The following is a 14998-nucleotide window of genomic DNA, read 5'->3' as shown; positions in this document are numbered from 1 at the left end:
CGCGCGTGCCCGTCTACACCGCCGCCGCACCTGCACGCGCCTCGCGCCATCTCGGCCTGGATGACGTGCATGTGTGGCGGTTGGCGTATCGTCACGATCAAGGGCGGACACCGCTTCGCCAGATGCTTGCCGCTTACCTCGATGTCGATCCGGCCGACGTGCATTTCCATCACGGAGAGCATGGTCGACCCGCACTCACGGGTCATGCGGAACTCGACTTCAACTGGTCGCACAGTCGGGACATCGCCCTGATCGCCATTGCTCGGTCGTTGCCGCAACTGGGCATCGATGTGGAAGCGTCGCGTCCACGGCCCCGCGCACTGCAGCTGGCCCAGCGCTTCTTCGCTGCATCCGAGCATGAGCAACTCGCCGCCCTTCCCGCTGCCAGCCAGCAGACCGCCTTCCTGCGGCTGTGGACAGCCAAGGAAGCTGTACTCAAGGCACTCGGCGAGGGTCTGCGGTACGGTCTGCACCGGGTGACCTTCGACCTCGGTCGCACTGCTCCGATCGCCCGCAGCTTCAGCGGATCCGCCGCTCCTGTGCATGCCTGGCAGCTCCATGCCATTCAGGATGCCGATTGCACAGCCAGCCTGGCCTGGCGCGGCGATGCACGCCGTGTGTACTGGTTCAGACCGGCTGATTCGATCTAGCGGGAACTTTCCCCTATTCCGGCAGTCCATAACTGTGCAAGCTCATTTGTGTCTTGCATCGTGGAATGCTGACCACACGGATGTGGTCCTCTCTTCTCTGGTTTCCCCTCGATTGAAGCGCGCGTTCCCCACGTGCGCTTTTTTTTGTCCACCTTCCGCCCGCCCGATTCTGTTCAGCACCGGATGGTTTGCGTACAGTAGGGGGCCGTCCTGCGGTGGATACCGGCATGACCGTACTCAGCGTCAACCTGAACAAGATCGCCGTGCTGCGCAATTCGCGCGGACACGATCAACCCGACATGGCGACCGCCGCTCGCGTATGCATGGATGCCGGTTGCGGTGGCATCACTGTTCATCCACGCCCCGACCAGCGCCACGTCCGTCCCGACGACGTACGCCAACTCGCCACGCAGACGCGTGACCGCGTCGAATTCAATGTCGAGGGGAATCCCTTTGCCGGCCCTCGCGAAGGCTACCCGGGCTTTCTTGAATTGATTCGCGAGGTCAGGCCGACCCAGGTCACGCTGGTGCCGGACGCCGACGACCAGATCACATCCGATCACGGTTTCGATCTGCGCAACGACATCGAGCGGCTCAAACCGGCACTTGAGGCTATCCATGCAGCCGGCGCTCGCTGCAGCCTGTTCATCAATGCCGGGCACGACGACGACGAGGGTTTTGCGCTCGCCGAGAAAGCCGGTGTGGCGCGTGTGGAAATCTACACCGGCCCCTACGCGGAAGCCTTCGCTGACGGGACGCCGCAAGTCGAGTTGGAGCGTTGCGCACAGACTGCGCGCCGGGCACATGCCGCCGGACTGGCCGTCAATGCCGGGCACGACCTGAGTCAGGCCAATCTCGGCGCCTTCAAACAGGCGATTCCCGGACTGGCTGAAGTCTCCATCGGTCACGCATTGATCGGAGAAGCGCTTTATGCCGGACTCGATGCCACGGTACGGCGCTACCTGGACATTCTCAGCTGAACGCCGATCCGCGCATCGGATCTCTTGCTTGGCCGAGATCCGTACGCCTCGTTTCAAGAGCACGCGCCAAACATGCTGACACGGCCTGATATCCACTTCCGGCCTGGATCGTCAGCGGAACGCCACTTCGCTTTTCTCGTTGAATTGCCATAAAAAAACGGGCGCCGAAGCGCCCGTCTCACGAACTTGATTGCATCAAGGGTCGTACTTTATTGATCCATGTCGCGGAAGCCGATCTTCTGCATGCCGACGCTCTTCGCGTCCGCCAGCACGTGCGCCATCACATCGTACTGAGCGTTGTCATTGGCAGCGATCTGCAGCTCTGGCTGCTTGTCTAGCTCCCTGCTTCCGTAGACTTCCAGCTGTAGCTTCAACCCGGCCTCGCTGATGGGCACGTCGTTGAGGTACAGCGAACCGTCCGCCTGGATCGTCAGCCGCAAGGGTTCCGGCGGATTTTCCGGCGGTTTGGTGTTGGGGTTCGGCTGCGGGAGATCGATGTTGATGTGGTGGGTCAACTGCGGCGCCGTGATCATGAAGATGATCAGCAGCACCAGCATCACGTCCACGAGGGGCGTGACGTTGATTTCCGACATCGCCGAGCCCGAACCTGCGTTGGAACTGAAAGCCATGTTGCATCCTCCGACGCCACGAACCCGTTCGATTCGCCTTGCCCGTAGCTTACCGCTGCCCGGACCGCGTCTGTCTACTTACTGTGATTGTGCTCAGTGGAGAACGGGGCGCATGAAGTCATGCCGCATGACGCCCCGCACGTTGCCGCCCGAAGACGGCTCCGGTCACTTCTTGCCCGTGGAAATGAATGCGGTGTGGACGATTCCCGCGTCCTTCGCATCCTTCAGCACGGCCTTGACGTCACCGACCTTCAACGCTTTGTCGGCACGAATCTGAAGTTCCGGCTGCGGACTCTGCGAGGCCGAAACCTTCAGCTTCGCGACCAGCTCAGCCTTCGTGACCGCACGGTCGTTCCAGTACATGCTGCCATCCGACTTGATTGCGAGATCGATCGGCTTGTTATTGGCCTTTTTCGTCTCGGTCTTCGGATTGGCGTTCGGAATCTCGACCTTGATCTTGTGGGTCAGCAGCGGTGCCGTGATCATGAAGATGATCAGCAGAACCAGCATCACGTCCACGAGAGGCGTGACGTTGATTTCCGACATCACGCCGCCATCATTACCTCCAGCGCTCATCCCCATGATTCAGTCCTCCACTTACTTCTTGGGCTGCGCCGGAGCGTCGACACGCGCACCAGTGGCGAAGAAGTCGTGCAGGTCATGCGCGAATTCGTCGAACTGGGCGTACGTCAGGCGGTTCGAACGCGTGAAGAAGTTGTAGGCCAGCAGGGCCGGGATAGCGGTGAACAGACCGATGGCGGTCATGATCAGGGCCTCACCGACGGGACCGGCCACGGCGGCCATGGAAGCCTCTCCGCTGGCGCCGATGCCGATCAGGGCGTTGTAGATGCCCCACACGGTACCCAGCAGACCGACGAACGGTGCCGAGGAACCGACGGTGGCCAGCAGGGTCATGCCGCCTTCCAGACGCAGGCTCTCGCGAGCCACGGCCTGACGCAGGGCGCGGTCGATGAACTCGGAACGGTTCAGCGACTCGGCCAGGCGACCGCCGTCCGAACGCTGGTGATGGGCCGCGGCCGACGCGCAGTCCAGAGCGATCTTGGAGAACGGCTCCGACCTCGGCTGGGCTTCCATCTCACGGATGGATTCCTGCGCCGACGGATTGTTCCAGAACGCGGCGATGACCTTGTCCGCACGGGAACGGATCATCGAGTTGCGAATGAAATTCGCGATGATGAAGTACCAGGACAGCAGGGACATCACCAGCAGGGTGATGAACACGATCCACCCGAGCGCGTCGAAGTTGTGGATCAGGTTGTCGAAGCCCATCTGCGAAATGGCTTGGGCGTTGGCGTCACCACCCATGCTGGGCGGCGGATTGGTCGGAGTGGTCTGTTGGAACATAACGCTACCCTTGGAAAGTCAAGCGTGAAATTTTGCTGTGGATTCGAAAAGCCTACTGAAACTCAGTAGCCACCAAGTTTGAACACGACCGGGATCTTCGCCCAGCCTTCGAAAGGAACACCGCCGCGGGTGCCGGGGTTGAACTGCCAGCGCTTCGCGGCCTGGATCGCGGCACGATCCAGCTCGTGATAGCCGCTGGACTGGTCCACCTTCACTTCCTTCGGCGAACCATCGACACCCACCAGGACCAGCAGAATCACCGTGCCTTCGTGGTGCATGCGTCGTGCACGCGACGGATACCGTGGCGGATGACGCAGCCGGTAGGAAAGATCCTGACCCGGAGCGATCGTGGTCGGCGGCGCCGGCGGTGACGGCGGCGCCGGCGGCGGGGCCGCGACAGCCATCGTCGAAGGCTCGTCGACCGGCGGCGGCGGAGCCGGCGGCGGCGGCGTCGGTGGCGGCTTGACCTGCTTGATCACCTTCGGCGGCGGAATCTTCGGCGGCTGCGGCGGCGGCGGCGGCGGCGGGGGAGGCGGCGGCGGCGGTTCGATGAAGGTCACCTGGACCACCTTGTCCTTCGCCTTCTCCTTGCTCGCCGGCGGCGCCGCTGGCGAAGCCAGCAGCAGGAGCGCGAAACCGTGCAGGGCGATGGTCACCGCCGTTGCCCAGGTCCGTCTCCAGTTGAACGGCACGCGGCCGGAGTTGTCAGTCTGTGAGGCCATTTGTGTCAGTTGCTAAACCCAACGAAATTTTGTTGTCCAGCAGTACAGGGCGACGCGCGGTAGGTTCCGCGTGTCGCCCCATCCGTGGAGCGGAAGTCATCCAAGGTACACCAGCGAAGCGGTTTTGTATAGACCCGGTTCATGTAGGTTAAATACCTTTGGATTCAACACGTTAGATAAAATTAACGTGACGCTTTTTTAAGCCATGCCTGTGCTTTGGCACGCGTGGTCGGATCCTGCTCGGCCTTCTTCATGGCCTTGATGGCTGCCGACTTGTTGTGCATGGCGCGCTCGGATTCGGCAATCACCATGTACGCTTCGCCCTCATGCTTGAGGCCGCGCTTGACGGCACCACGCGCCTTCAGTCGTGCGGCACTGTACTTTCTCTCGCTCAACAGAAGCTTCGCGCTGATCAGATCGATCTCGCCATTGGGGGCATCCTTCGATGCCTTCTCGTAGGCCGTCAGTGCACCCTTGATGTCATCGCTCAGATACGCCGCATCGCCCTCGACCTTGTAAGCCTGGTAGCCCGGCTTAACGACACCCTTGGCGATGCCTTCCTTGATCACGTCCACGGCCGCCTTGGCTTCCGGCTTCGGATTGTCGGAATCCTGCGCCTTCATGAGATGCAGCTTGGCCAGCGTGATGTAGCTCTTGCTCTCGGTGAACAGTCCCTTGCTGTTGGCCTGCTCCAGCAGCTTCATCGCCTCTTCGTACTTGTCGGCGGTGATCAGCAGCGAGACGGTATTGTTCAGCGTGGTCATATCGTCCGGGTGCTTGGCCAGCTGCGCCCGGGCCGAGGCCAGCGCCTCATCCGAATTGCCGGTCTCGGCATAGCTCGCGGCCAGGACCTGGTTCCACACGTCTTTCGGCTTGTCGGTCATCGACATGGCCTTCTTGATCGACGCGATGGCCTTCTCGTACTGACCCATCTGGTAGTAGTCGATGCCTTCAAGTCCGTACGAATCGGCCGTCTCCAGCTTGCCGCCGGCACGCCACTTCTCGACGGTATCCACCGACTGCTGGAACTGCTTGTCGGCGTGATAGAACTGCGCCAGTTCGTACTGCAGATCGAAGTAGGTGTCGTTCGGCATCACGTTCAGCGCCAACGCCTTCTTCAGCATGTCGATGGCCTTCTTCACATCGCCCTGCTTGAAGGTGACGTTGGCCATGATCTGCAGCGCGACGACCTGCGCGTACTTGGAATCGGTTGCCGTGCCGTCCACGTACGGCTGCAGCAGCTTCTGCGCCGTGGCGTAGTCACCGGTGTTGTAGGCCTTGGAAGCCTTGTTGATGGTGTCGGCGTCGTCCTGCTTCTTCAGGTCCAGCTTGGGGGCCTTGCGGACCGAATTGGGATACTTCGACTGCTGTTTCTCGCTGGCCGACTGGCTGCCGTGCGCAATGGCCGTACCACCGACCATCATGAACGCCACGGCGCCTGCCAGCAGAACCTTCGAAAACGATACCAACTTCATCGTCCACCTCGTTACGTTGCGGTAGCTGCACACGTTTCGTGCAGCGAAGACTTCAAGAGTACCCGGTCTTTTGCCGTCAGCTCAAGTCAGCAGTACGGCGCTCCGGGATGCCCAGAGTGTTGTTTTTACTGAAATTTTACATTTGCGCGCGGCCTGCATGCGTGCACGACCGCGGCTTCGCGAACCCGCGCACTCCTGCGCGGGGACGGCTCAGATATCGAGATTGGCCACGCGCAACGCGTTGCTCTCGATGAAGTCGCGACGCGGTTCCACCGCCTCGCCCATGAGCATGGAGAACATCTGATCGGCGGCCACCGCGTCTTCGATGCCGACCTGAAGCATGCGGCGGGTATCCGGATTGACCGTCGTTTCCCACAGCTGCTCGGGATTCATTTCGCCCAGACCCTTGAAGCGCTGGATGCTGCGGCCCTTCTTGGCCTCGTCCAGCAGCCACTGGCGAGCGTCGGCAAAATGCAGGACGCCACGCGAGGCATTGCCGCGACGCGCTTCAGCGCCTTCCTGTATCAGGCCATTCAGTGCACGGGCGATATGCAGTATCGGACGGAATTCCGGTCCAGAGAAAAACGGCTGATTCAGCAGCCAGGTGTGCTCGAGGCCGTGCTGGTTGCGCACCACCTCAATCGCCGCCGGCTGTTCGCCGCTGGCAGGACGCAACGCCAGACGGAAACGCGGCTTGCCCAGGCCGCTCGCGGCCAGGCGCGAGCTGAGTCCATCGAGCCAAGCCTGCATGGCCTTGGCGTCGTCCCACTGTTCCGGTTCAAGCGGCGCGTATTCGAGCATGGCCGTCCAGACCTGCGCATCGCAGCGTGCGGACAGACGCCCGATATGGTTCAGCGCCACTTGGTAATCGCGAAGCAGTTTTTCCAGCGCTTCACCGCTGATCGGCGGCGCATCCGGGGTGTATTGCAGTTCCGCGCCCTCAACTGCGTTAGAAATCAAATAGTTATCTAGGGCTGCGTCATCTTTCAGGTACAACTCGTTCTTGCCCTGCTTGATCTTGTAGAGCGGCGGCAGGCCAATGTAGACGTGACCGCGCTCGATCAGCTCCGGCATCTGCCGGTAGAAGAACGTCAGCAGCAGCGTGCGGATGTGCGAGCCGTCGACGTCGGCGTCGGTCATGATGATGATGCGGTGATAGCGCAGCTTGTCCGGGTCGTACTCGTCCTTGCCGATGCCGGTGCCCAGCGCGGTAATCAGGGTGCCGACCTCAGCCGAGGACAGCATCTTGTCGAAGCGAGCCTTCTCGACATTGAGGATCTTGCCCTTCAGCGGCAGCACAGCCTGGGTCTTGCGGTTGCGGCCCTGCTTGGCCGAACCGCCTGCGGAATCGCCCTCGACCAGGAACAGCTCGGATAGCGCGGGATCCTTTTCCTGGCAGTCGGCCAGCTTGCCGGGCAGTCCGGCGATATCCAGCGCACCCTTGCGGCGAGTCATCTCGCGTGCCTTGCGCGCGGCTTCGCGAGCGCGGGCCGCGTCGACGGCCTTGGAAGCGATCGCCTTGCCCTCGGCGGGATGCTCCAGCAGGAAGTCGCCCAGTTCCTTGTTGACGATCTGCTCGACCACGGTCTTGACCTCGGACGAGACCAGCTTGTCCTTGGTCTGCGACGAGAACTTCGGATCCGGCACCTTCACCGACAGCACCGCGATCATGCCCTCGCGCATGTCATCGCCGGCCAGGTTCACCTTGCCGCGCGACAGACCTTCCTTCTCGATATAGGTTTGCAGCGTGCGCGTCAGTGCCGCGCGGAAGCCGGTCAGATGCGTACCACCGTCGCGCTGCGGAATGTTGTTGGTGAAGCAGAACATCGTTTCCTGGTAGCCGTCGGTCCACTGCATGGCCAGTTCGACGGTGATGCCATCCTGCTCGGCGCTGATGCTGATGACGTTCGGATGCAACGCAGTCTTCAACTGCGCCAGGTGCTGCACGAAGGATTTGATGCCGCCTTCGTAGGCAAACACGTCGTGGCGATCGGTGCGCTCGTCGTGCAATTCGATGCTGACGCCGGAATTGAGGAACGCCAGTTCACGCAGACGCTTCGCCAGCACGTCGTAATGGAATTCGACGTTGGTGAAGGTCTTGGTGCTCGGCAGGAAACGGACTTGGGTACCGCTCTTGTCGGCCGGACCGATCACCTTGATCGGGAACTGCGGTTCACCGTCGGCGTATTCCTGATAATGCTCCTGACCATCGCGGTAGATGGTCAGCCACAGCTTCTCACTGAGCGCGTTCACCACCGACACGCCCACGCCGTGCAGACCACCGGACACCTTGTAGGAATTGGCGTCGAACTTGCCGCCGGCGTGCAGCACGGTCATGACGACTTCCGCGGTCGAGCGACCCTCTTCCGCATGCTGCTTGACCGGAATACCGCGACCGTTGTCCAGCACGCTGACCGAACCATCGTCGTGGATGGTCACGATCACGCGATCACAATGGCCCGCCAACGCTTCGTCGATAGAGTTGTCGACGACCTCGAACACCATGTGATGCAGGCCGGTACCGTCATCGGTATCGCCGATGTACATGCCCGGACGCTTGCGGACCGCTTCGAGACCCTTGAGGACCTTGATGCTGCTGGAATCGTAGGTTTGGTTCATGCTCGACCGCCAAAAGCCCGATCCATGCCGGGCGTGAAAATACAGAGGCTATTAGCCATTCTCTCGAGTATAGCAGGCGTCTCGCGCCACCCAGTGGAGCCTGCGTAACCGTAACGGCGGGCGCTCAGGTCGGCGGATGCCTGCGGACGTCTCCATGTTCCACGTGGAACAAAGTCGCATCGATCCCATCGAGAGCAGGAACGAAATCGGTACCCGTGATGAGTACCTGGGCCTGCACCGAAGCCAATGCAGCCGCCACGCTACGCTGATGCGCCTGATCCAACTCTGAAGCAAGATCATCGAGACACACAATCGGCCATGAACCGGATGATTCTGCATACAGGCTCCCCTGCGCCAACATGCAACCCAGTGCGCAGAGTTTTTCCTGACCACGCGAAAGATGCTCTCGCTGGGGCGCGTGCTCGAACACAACATGCCAATCCGCGCGATGTGGACCCGTGGCGGTGTGCCCCCGCATAGCGTCACGCTCGCGTCGTTGCTCGAGCGCTTCCCCGAGTGCCTGTTCCTCGCTCCAGCCACGCCGATATTCGAGGCGCACCGCTCCAAGTTCAGGCACCAGGGCATGCAGATGCTGATCAAGATGCGGCCGAAGGCGATCGATGTAATCGCGCCGTGCCGACTCCACCGCCTCCCCTGCTCGACTCATCTCAGCCTCCCAGGGTTCCAGCGCTGAAGCATCGAGCATGCGTCCCTGTACACGGAGCGTGGCATTCCGTTGTCGAAGTGCACGCTGATAACGACGCCAGTGCATGAGAAACGTGTGTTCCACGTGGAACACACCCCAATCGAGATAGCGACGGCGCTCTTCTGCAGGTCCAGCGATGAGTGCATGAGAACCCGGCTCGAAACAGATCGCGGCGCAATGGGCCACCAGTTCGCCCATGTTGCGACCCGCCTCACCGTCGATATGGGCCTGCCATCGGCCACCTTGTCGGCCAAGTCCCAGACGGTGATGCCGCTCCGCCGTGTCACTCACCTCGGCGAAGATACTCAGGCCGTCACGTCCGCGCTGAATCAAAGCTTCCCGTGCCCCACTGCGGAAAGAACGGCCATGTGAAAGCAGATAGACCGCTTCCAACACGCTGCTCTTGCCAGCCCCGTTGGGACCGATCAGCAGGTTGAGTCCTGACTCGAGCTCGATGCGGACATCATCGAGGCTGCGCAGGCTCTGAATCTGCAGGCGGCGGATATGCAATCAAACGGCTCCAGAAAAAAGAACGCCGGGCGCGTCCTGCAAGAACACGCCCGGCGTGGGTCGAATCATACGGAACGAGGATCCGCGATCAGAGGCGCAACGGCATGATGACGTGACGGATACGATCGTCCTCGCTGGACTGCAGCAGGCAGCTGGACTGCGCATCGCGAAGATTCACCTGCACCTTCTCACCGGCCAGTGCACTGAGCGCATCCATCAGGTAGCCGACATTGAAGCCCACGGCGAGATCGTCGACGCCGGTCTCGGCTTCGAGTTCCTCGACCGCCTCTTCCTGCTCCGGGTTGTGCGCAATGATGCACAGCTTGTTCGGGCTGACTTCCAGTTTCACGCCGCGATACTTTTCGTTGGAAAGAATCGCGGCACGTTGCAGCGCAGCGCGCAAGGCATCGCGCTGCAGATGCACTTCCTTGTCGGCCCCGATGGGAATCACCGCCTCGTAGTCCGGGAAGCGGCCATCGATCAGCTTGGACGTGAACGTCACTTCGCCGCGCCGCACGCGCAGATGATTGCGTCCGAACTCCAGCTCGACTTCGCCTTCTCCGGCCTCGAACAGGCCGATCAACTCCATCACGCCCTTGCGCGGAATGATGATCTGGCGGCGCGAACCGACCCCCGACGACAATGCCGTCTCGGCCAGCGCCAGACGATGACCATCAGTCGCCACGCAGCGCAGCGTGTCCTCGTTGAGATCGAGCAACATGCCATTCAGGTAATAACGCACATCCTGATTGGCCATGGCGAAGGCCGTGCGGTCCATCAGATCTTTAAGCACCGCTTCGGGGAGACGGACGCGCTCGACCAGCTCGATGTCGTCGATGGTCGGAAACTCGCTCGCCGGGAGCGTAGCCAAAGTGAACCGGCTTCGACCCGCTTTCAACGCTACGCGTTCGCCATTGAGGGCCAGGTCGATGTGCACGCCGTCCGGCAAGGCTCGAACGATGTCGAACAGCTTGCGTGCCGGAATGGTCACTTCACCGTCGCTGGCGCCTTCGACCGCGATGTTCGCGACCATCTCGACTTCCAGGTCGGTCCCGGTAAAGGCCACCTTGCCGTCTTGAGCCTGCACCAGGAGGTTGGCGAGGACGGGAAGCGTCTGCCTCCGTTCCACCACACCCACGACCTGTTGCAGGGGCTTGAGCAGCACTTCACGTTGAATCCCGAATTGCATGTCTATGCCCCTTATCCCCAATCCTATAAAAGGGTTATTTAAAGAAAAAGGCTGTAGTGGCTGGTCCTGTGGACGACGGGAAAAGCCTTAAAAGCCTTTTACATTCAGTTTGTTACGAAAAATCTTTCGGTGCGTCGTTTGTTTCGCAAGCTGTGTTTGACCTGTGGATAACTTTCGCGTCTGGCTGCATCCACCGGTTATCCACAGCTTTTCAGCCTGTGAGTATACGGATCAATTGATCCCAGTCCTGCTTCAGGCGAATGTCCTTGTCCATCAGACTCCGGATGGTGCGGCAGGCATGCAGCACCGTGGTGTGGTCGCGCCCGCCGAAGGCCTCGCCAATTTCCGGAAGGCTGTGCTCGGTCAACTCCTTGGCCAGCGTCATGGCCAGCTGTCGCGGGCGCGCCAGCGAACGCACGCGTCGCTTGGACAGCAGATCCGACAGACGCACCTGATAGTAGTCGGCGACCGTCTTCTGGATGTTCGGCACTGTCACCGCCTGTGCGTGCGTGCTGAGCAGATCCCGCAGCGTCTCCTGGGCGAAATCGGCACTAATCGCGCGGCCGAAGAAGTTGGCGCGCGCGGCCAGCGTGTTGAGCGCCCCTTCCAGGTCGCGCACGTTGGAGCGGATGCGCCGCGCCAGCAGCATGGCCACGTCCTCGGGCACATCCACGCCCTTGTCGTGGGCCTTGGACAGCAGGATCGCGGCACGGGTTTCGAAATCCGGCGGCTCGATCGCCACCGACAGGCCCCAGCCCAGACGCGACTTCAGACGCGGCTCGAGCTTGTCCACTTCCTTGGGGTAGCGGTCACAGGTCAGGATGATCTGCTGCTTGCCCTCGAACAGTGCATTGAAGGTGTGGAAGAACTCCTCCTGCGTGGTGTCCTTGCCGGCGAAAAACTGGATGTCGTCGATCAGCAGCGCGTCGACCGAACGGAAGCGGCGCTTGAAGGCGTCCATGTTCTTGGCACGCAACGCCTCAATCATGGCGCTGACGAACTGTTCCGAGCGCAGATACAGCACCTTGGTACCCGGCTTCTGCTGACAGATCAGATTGCCGGCGGCGTGCATCAGGTGGGTTTTGCCGAGTCCCGTGCCGCCGTAGAGCAGCAGCGGGTTGTAGGCGCGACCGGGATTTTGCGCCACCTGCATCGCTGCGGCTTTGCCCAGTTGGTTGGACTTGCCCTCGACGAAGGTCTCGAACGTGTAGTGCGGATCGAGATTGTGGGCGGGCGTCTCCACGACGGCATGGCCGTTGACCGCGGGCGCGGCGGTCGGTGCCGTCTTCTCCGCGCGCGGTGCGCCGGCCGAGCCGACACTCAGATAGACGGTGACCGCGGCGCCGTGGATGTGCTCGAGCACGGCGCGGATACGCTCCAGGTAATCGCTGCGCACGACGTCGAGCGTGTAGGCGTTGGGAGCGAACAGGCGCAAGGCCCCCTCATCCTCGCGTGCCTGCAGCGGCAGCAGCCAGGTATTGAGGTCCTCGGCATCGAATTCGCCTTCCAGGCGCTCCAGGCAGCGCCGCCACAAATCACTCATCTAAGCTTCACCGACATCGTTCGCGAATGCGCCGGAGCGCGCAGTTCAAGCGTCCAGTCTAGCAGCATGCGCGCGCGGCTCCGTGCGTGCGAAGCGTGGGTTGGCGGTCGCCGAAAAGCTTGACAGAAGCCGTTTTGCTTCGCATACTCCCGCGTCTTTTTCCCTATATCAGTTCTGGAGCACGCCATGAAGCGGACCTACCAGCCGAGCAAGCTCAAGCGCGCCCGCACCCACGGCTTCCGCGCCCGCATGCGCACCGCCGACGGTCGCAAGATCATCAACGCGCGCCGCGCCAAGGGTCGCAAGCGTCTGATCCCGTAAGCGGGTCGATCATGCTTGATGCCGGCATGCCGCCCTCGTCGCGGCTACGCCGCGCCGCGGACTTTGCCGCACTGCGAAAGCCGACCGGACGTCTCAGTAGCGAATGCTTCCGCATTCGTTACCGGGACAACCAGGTCGGCTTTGCGCGTTTGGGTCAGGCTGTTTCGCGGCGTGTGTCCAAGCGCGCTGTCGACCGTAATCGCATCAAGCGCATCGTGCGCGAGTCGTTCCGGCTTGCCCGCGCGCAGATGCCGCACGTGGACGTGCTGATCATCGCCAATCCCGCGGCCGCGGCGGCCTCGCGCGCTGATCTACGCGCTGATCTGGACCGTCTCTGGCAACGGCTGCAGCGGCGCGCACGTTGATGCACCGGCCCGCGCCCGGCACAATCGCGGGCTGACCTGTACGTTTCTGCCGATCCGAATGATCGGCCCATGGGCCGCACAGATGCTGCGCGGCCGACACCGGACTTCTCGTCATGCCCCAAACGCGCTCGTTCCTGCTCCTGGCGCTGGCCTTCGTCGGCTACCTGCTGTGGACCCAGTGGCAACATGATTACCACACCCCCGCCCCGGCACAGCCGGCTGCGGCCACCGCCTCGTCCGCGCCGACGCCGTCCGATCTCGATGCCAGCGTGCCCAGCGCCGCCAGCGCGCCGGCGTTGACCGCATCCGCGTCGATGCCGGCCGCGCCGTCCTCGTCGGCCGGCGTGCCCAGCGCGCCGAACCAGCGCGTCGTGGGCGCGAAGGCCGCCGCCAAGCCGACGGCCGAGCACGGCCCGCTGGTCACCGTGACCACCGACGTGCTGCGCCTGACCATCGACAGCCGTGGCGGCAGCATCATCCGCAGCGCGATGCTGAAGTATCCGGCCAAGCTGAAGTCCAAGGATTCGGTGCAGCTGTTCAGCGACAGCGCGAGTCACTTCTTTGTCGCGCAGAGCGGTCTGCTCAGCCGTGACGGTGCCGCGCCCGATCAGCGCGCCTTGTTCCACGCTGCGCGCAGCCACTACACCCTGGAACCGGGCCAGAAGAGTCTGAGCGTCGACTTCACCTGGACCGATGCCAGCGGCGTGAAAGTGGTCAAGCGCTACACCTTCACGCGCGGCAGCTACGTGGTTGGTCTGGATCAGCAGGTCGACAACGGCAGCGCCAAGGCCTGGACCGGCTGGCCGTATCGCCAGCTGCAGCGCGTGGTGCCGCCGGAACCGGTGCACAACAACTTCCTGGCCAAGTGGTCGGACCAGTCGCGTTACAGCTTCTTCGGCGCGGCGTGGTACGGACCGGAGGCGAAGTTCAACAAGATCAAGTTCGACGATTTCGCCAAGGATGCGCTGAACAAGAAGGTCACCGGTGGTTGGATGGCCATGGAGCAGCATTACTTCATGGCCGCGTGGCTGCCGCAGGAGAAGAAGGCGCAGCAGTTCAGCACGCACGTCGTCGACGGCAGCAACCCGCGTTACCTGATCCGCGAGCTGGGACCGGGCTTCCAGGTCGCGCCGGGCGCGCAGGCCGGTAGTCAGTCGCGTCTGTACGTCGGTCCGAAGCTGCGCAACGAGCTGGGCGGCATCGCGCCGGGTCTGGACCTGTCGGTCGACTACGGCATGTTCACCGTGGTCGCCGCGCCCATGCACATGCTGCTGACCTGGTTCCACCGCATGACCGGCAACTGGGGCCTGGCCATCATCCTGGTGGTGCTGCTGATCAACGTGCTGCTGTACAAGCTCAACGCCGCGCAGTACCGCTCGGCGGCGAAGATGCGCAAGCTCAAGCCGCGCATGGACGCCCTCAAGGAGCGCTACGGCGACGACAAGCAGAAGCTGCAGCAAGCCACGATGGAGATGTACAAGAAGGAGAAGATCAACCCGGTCGCCGGCTGCTTCCCGCTGCTGGTGCAGATCCCGGTCTTCTTCGCCCTGTACACCGTGCTGCGCGAGAGCGTGGAATTGCGCCAGGCGCCGTTCATCGGCTGGATCCACGATCTGTCCGCCGCCGATCCGTATTTCGTGCTGCCGATCCTGTACATGGGCGTGATGCTGCTGACCCAGCGCCTGATGCCGATGACCGCCAGCATGGACGCGACGCAGGCCAAGATCATGAAGTGGATGCCGATCATCTACCCGGTGTTCTTCGCCTTCTTCCCGTCCGGCCTGGTGCTGTACTACCTGGTCAACGGCCTGTGCCGCGTGGCGCAGCAGTGGTGGGTGATGCGCCAGTTCGACGCCGGCGATAACCACAAGGGCGGCAAGGGCGGCGGCAAGAAGCTCAAGCCGGCCTGACCGACTCATGGCGC

General features: G+C 62.2%; 14 protein-coding genes. 5 read left to right on the top strand and 9 right to left on the bottom strand.

Going from position 1 to position 14998, the window contains the following annotated elements; genetic code table 11:
- Positions 1 to 5 precede the first annotated feature (5 nt).
- Positions 6 to 650: a 4'-phosphopantetheinyl transferase family protein gene (locus HF690_RS14055; protein WP_338042929.1), complete on the top strand. Its 645-nt coding sequence runs from the start codon at positions 6 to 8 to the stop codon at positions 648 to 650.
- A 227-nt stretch (positions 651 to 877) separates the two neighbouring features.
- The gene (locus HF690_RS14050) at positions 878 to 1630 is read left to right on the top strand and encodes a pyridoxine 5'-phosphate synthase (RefSeq protein WP_168609888.1); all 753 of its coding nucleotides are present in this window, start codon (positions 878 to 880) and stop codon (positions 1628 to 1630) included.
- 209 nt (positions 1631 to 1839) lie between these two features.
- Here HF690_RS14050 and HF690_RS14045 read toward each other — a convergent pair whose 3' ends face one another.
- The 9 genes from HF690_RS14045 to dnaA all read right to left on the bottom strand — a co-directional run bounded on the left by HF690_RS14045 (position 1840) and on the right by dnaA (position 12388).
- A complete protein-coding gene (locus HF690_RS14045; RefSeq protein WP_113065485.1) occupies positions 1840 to 2259 on the bottom strand; it encodes an ExbD/TolR family protein in 420 nt (139 codons plus the stop codon).
- Positions 2260 to 2424: 165 nt separating this feature from the next.
- Positions 2425 to 2841, bottom strand: coding sequence for an ExbD/TolR family protein (locus tag HF690_RS14040; protein WP_113065486.1), 417 nt, complete (start codon positions 2839 to 2841; stop codon positions 2425 to 2427).
- Positions 2842 to 2856: 15 nt separating this feature from the next.
- Complete coding sequence (locus HF690_RS14035) at positions 2857 to 3585, bottom strand: MotA/TolQ/ExbB proton channel family protein (protein ID WP_113065621.1); 729 nt, start codon at positions 3583 to 3585, stop codon at positions 2857 to 2859.
- A 101-nt stretch (positions 3586 to 3686) separates the two neighbouring features.
- Entirely contained in the window at positions 3687 to 4346 is a 660-nt protein-coding gene (locus tag HF690_RS14030; protein WP_113065487.1) for an energy transducer TonB, read from the bottom strand.
- A 182-nt stretch (positions 4347 to 4528) separates the two neighbouring features.
- Entirely contained in the window at positions 4529 to 5821 is a 1293-nt protein-coding gene (locus HF690_RS14025) for a tetratricopeptide repeat protein (RefSeq protein WP_113065488.1), read from the bottom strand.
- A gap of 210 nt (positions 5822 to 6031) precedes the next feature.
- Positions 6032 to 8440, bottom strand: coding sequence for a DNA topoisomerase (ATP-hydrolyzing) subunit B (gyrB, locus tag HF690_RS14020; RefSeq protein WP_113065489.1), 2409 nt, complete (start codon positions 8438 to 8440; stop codon positions 6032 to 6034).
- 124 nt (positions 8441 to 8564) lie between these two features.
- Positions 8565 to 9656 carry a DNA replication/repair protein RecF gene (gene recF / locus HF690_RS14015; protein ID WP_168609887.1) on the bottom strand — a complete coding sequence of 364 codons (1092 nt, stop codon included), beginning with the start codon at positions 9654 to 9656 and terminating at the stop codon, positions 8565 to 8567.
- A gap of 88 nt (positions 9657 to 9744) precedes the next feature.
- Positions 9745 to 10845, bottom strand: a complete 1101-nt coding sequence (gene dnaN, locus HF690_RS14010) for a DNA polymerase III subunit beta (RefSeq protein ID WP_113065491.1) — start codon at positions 10843 to 10845, stop codon at positions 9745 to 9747.
- A gap of 211 nt (positions 10846 to 11056) precedes the next feature.
- A complete protein-coding gene (dnaA, locus tag HF690_RS14005) occupies positions 11057 to 12388 on the bottom strand; it encodes a chromosomal replication initiator protein DnaA (protein WP_113065492.1) in 1332 nt (443 codons plus the stop codon).
- A 186-nt stretch (positions 12389 to 12574) separates the two neighbouring features.
- On the opposite strand from dnaA, the gene rpmH reads away from it, so the two are divergent.
- From rpmH to yidC, 3 genes are all read left to right on the top strand, one after another.
- Positions 12575 to 12709 carry a 50S ribosomal protein L34 gene (rpmH, locus tag HF690_RS14000; protein ID WP_113065493.1) on the top strand — a complete coding sequence of 45 codons (135 nt, stop codon included), beginning with the start codon at positions 12575 to 12577 and terminating at the stop codon, positions 12707 to 12709.
- 11 nt (positions 12710 to 12720) lie between these two features.
- Complete coding sequence (rnpA, locus tag HF690_RS13995; RefSeq protein ID WP_113065494.1) at positions 12721 to 13074, top strand: ribonuclease P protein component; 354 nt, start codon at positions 12721 to 12723, stop codon at positions 13072 to 13074.
- A 113-nt stretch (positions 13075 to 13187) separates the two neighbouring features.
- A complete protein-coding gene (gene yidC / locus HF690_RS13990) occupies positions 13188 to 14984 on the top strand; it encodes a membrane protein insertase YidC (protein ID WP_168609886.1) in 1797 nt (598 codons plus the stop codon).
- Positions 14985 to 14998: the final 14 nt, after the last annotated feature.

Source organism: Oleiagrimonas citrea, assembly GCF_012395255.1.
Lineage (GTDB): Bacteria > Pseudomonadota > Gammaproteobacteria > Xanthomonadales > Rhodanobacteraceae > Oleiagrimonas > Oleiagrimonas citrea.
The sequence above is the reverse complement of the archived record's forward strand: the minus strand, read 5'-3'. Positions and strand labels throughout refer to the sequence as shown.